Source organism: Moorena sp. SIO3H5, assembly GCF_010692395.1.
Taxonomy (GTDB): domain Bacteria; phylum Cyanobacteriota; class Cyanobacteriia; order Cyanobacteriales; family Coleofasciculaceae; genus Moorena.
In genome coordinates, this window is sequence record NZ_JAAHHS010000639.1 from 1 (window position 1) to 2,935 (window position 2,935).

Here is a 2,935-nt window from a genome sequence, read left to right on the forward strand (position 1 = left end):
TGGTCGCAGTAGCCAGGTTATCATCGATGCTGCCAACTTTATCGTGAATTGGGTCAATAGCACCTATGGCAGCAAAAACTCTACCGAAACAGTACCACAGCCAGACTCTATCCCCCAAACCCAACCATCGACGGAGCTACCCTTTCGTCCTCAAACCATTCGTCGAGTAGATGCCAATGACCCTCAACCAGATGCCAACCCAAATCCAGAAGGGAGAGGTTTAGAACTCTACACTCCTAAGGACATCTACCACACAGTCGAGCTGATTGGAAAGCGAGTAGTAGAGCTATTTGCCAAAAACCAAAACCATAACGCTGCTGTGTTAGTGCGGGAGAATCGACAAGGGACCTTTGTGGTGGAACAACTGGAGTATCTCAAACGCCAGCATGGGATTGAAGTGTATGATGTCCAAAAACGCGATCGCGAATCCCACGTTCCCAGTCAAATCCTAACACTGCTGCAATTTCTCGACCGTCCCCATTCTCCGGATTACCTAAAAGCTGCCCTAGATGTCTTGGTAAAACGTCAGTTAATTCCCACCCAAGACCTCAATGCTCTATCCACCTATCCCGAACAATTCCTCTATCCTGGTCCATTGGATCCACCCCAGACAAAAGGAGTTATCAAAGCTCGCCGCTACTGCTGTGATTTACTCCGTGCTCGTTTAGAACTCCCCAATTATCACCTAATTTCCTTCCTAGCTCAGACCTTAAACTATGACCAATCTGAGCTAGCCACAGCAGATAAATTAACCGAACGGATAGCAAAACAGACCTTTGGCAAAAGTTCTATCAGTGAAACTTTAGCAGTACTTCAGGAAATCGTTACCTCAGAACGTTTTGAACCTGTAGACCCAGACAATACAGACTCCCCTTATCTGCGTTCCCATCAACTGACTGTAATCACCATGCACAAAGCCAAAGGATTAGACTGGGACTATGTTTTCTTGCCCTTTCTCCATGAAGACACTCTTCCTGGTAATCCGTGGGTACCTACTGCTGCTCAGTTTTTGGGAGAATTTACCCTAGCAGAAGTAGCCAGAGCTCAAATTCGTGCCTACCTTCACGGTAAACCCTTACCCATGGCACCCGAGGCTTGGGAACAAGCCGCACAGCTTAAGACTGCTGAAGAATTCCGCTTGCTCTATGTAGCCATGACCCGAGCTAAACGATTGCTGTGGATGGCCGCCGCCGATTTGGGACCATTTCGGTGGAATACCTTTAGTGGTAAAGGAGATAACTTGCAGCAGAAGAAACCCTGTCCAGTATTGCCAGCATTGAAAGCTCAGTTTCCCAATTCTTTAATAGTTAATGATTAATGGTTAATGGTTAATTTCTTGATTTCTGACAATTTTAAAATTTAATTTTACCAATTAACAAAAATATACGGACTATTGTGCAACTGATTAAGCGTATTTAATATCATTTTTTTAGCCTATAATTTAGATAGTTAATATCCAAACTTATTAATGGTTATGTGTAATTGCATTAATAGGTTTTTTGTTTTTTATAGCGCTAACGCTTACCACAACTAGTAAAAAATACAATCCGAAAATTCTCGGATCATATTTTTTTTATAAGACCATAAAATTCCAATAAAAATTGCCATTTACAAAAAAAATGATTAACTTGTAAATGAAGATTGAATTTCACATCAATGAAAACCAAATATCTGATTTGCGTAGCTACTGTTTCTGTTTTAAGCAGTATTGTGGCAACTACTACTGCTGCTAAAAGTGCCACTATCGTTCAATCCGCATCAGTGCCACTGATGCCGACAAATATCACTGACGAGCCTCTGACACCTGTTATCAACCCCTTCGACACTAGTCTCGGTACCCTTGATGCCGTAACCATAGAATTTAACGGGCTAATGTCAGGAGATGCACGGAGCGAAAGCCTAGACGCACAGCCAGCAACTCTGACTTGGAATCTGGAAGGCTTATTCACATTGGTCGGACCAAATAATACAACCCTGTTCACAGAAACAGCAACCGTAAGAGATTCAGCGGAAGTCGCTGCCTATGATGGCACAACAAATTTTGAGGGTCCGTCTGCAGTTTCATTCATCGGACTAACCGGTAATGTATCTGGTGAAAAGACCTTCACAAATGATTCAGTGTTTAATGCATTCCTAGGCACTGAACCCGTAGACTTTTTATTCTCTGCGGAAACCATATCTATTGTTAACGGAACCGCTAATATCGTCAATGCGATCGCAACAAAAGCCCAAGGGGATGTTAAAGTTACTTACGACTACACACCATCAGAGCCAGAGTCAGTACCAGAACCTACGACTCCCCTTGGCTTAGGTTTAGTAGCAGGACTAAAACTGTTGTGGCAACGAAAGGAATATTGTTAATTGTTAATATCAAATTTTTGCTTTAAGTAAGTGATAGCTTTTTAAGCCACTTATTTTAAGGCTGTTTCGGTTTCCTTAGATGTGATCAAAAAATCATTGTCCCTAAATCCAGGAACGGAACCACATCCGCAGCTGATATCCTGATTCAGACAAGGGTAGACCTAAGTAAATTGGTAACCAGAATATAAAAGCTAGTACAACTACCAAGATTACGCTGACAGCAGCACTACGATACTGGTTTTTCTTACTGTGTAGCCAGCGGTCAACTAGCCAAGCCAGTGCTAATCCAGAAAACACTGAAGCTCCCATATAATGATAGAGAAACGTGCAGCGAGTCACTTTCGTCCAGGGCAATAGGTTAGCGGCGTAGTTTACGATCAAATAGAGGGTAATCCAGGTATAGGAAGTTGGTATGAGTTTCCAGCCCACCCCTTCTAAAATGCGTTGGGTTAACAGCAGCAGCAGCAACAAAATTGCTGTAGTCGAGAGCCACCATAGGAAAGGATTGCCTATGGCATGGACATCATAGATTAAATTGCTCGCACCAGCCGATAAGGGGGAGTCAGTGGCAACA

2 protein-coding genes and 1 pseudogene are annotated in these 2,935 nt (G+C 43.0%); 2 read left to right on the plus strand and 1 reads right to left on the minus strand.

What is annotated here, in order from left to right; all coding sequences use genetic code 11:
* Together F6K52_RS34855 and F6K52_RS34860 are read left to right on the plus strand one after the other, a co-directional pair.
* The coding region (locus F6K52_RS34855; protein WP_293089552.1) for a 3'-5' exonuclease at positions 1 to 1,318 on the plus strand (1,318 nt) is incomplete at its 5' end.
* 338 nt (positions 1,319 to 1,656) lie between these two features.
* Positions 1,657 to 2,361 (plus strand): choice-of-anchor E domain-containing protein, encoded by a 705-nt coding sequence (locus F6K52_RS34860; protein WP_293089554.1) that lies wholly within the window; start codon positions 1,657 to 1,659, stop codon positions 2,359 to 2,361.
* 102 nt (positions 2,362 to 2,463) lie between these two features.
* On the opposite strand, the pseudogene F6K52_RS34865 reads toward F6K52_RS34860, so the two are convergent.
* Positions 2,464 to 2,935, minus strand: a pseudogene (locus tag F6K52_RS34865) (dolichyl-phosphate-mannose--protein O-mannosyl transferase); the annotation flags it as partial.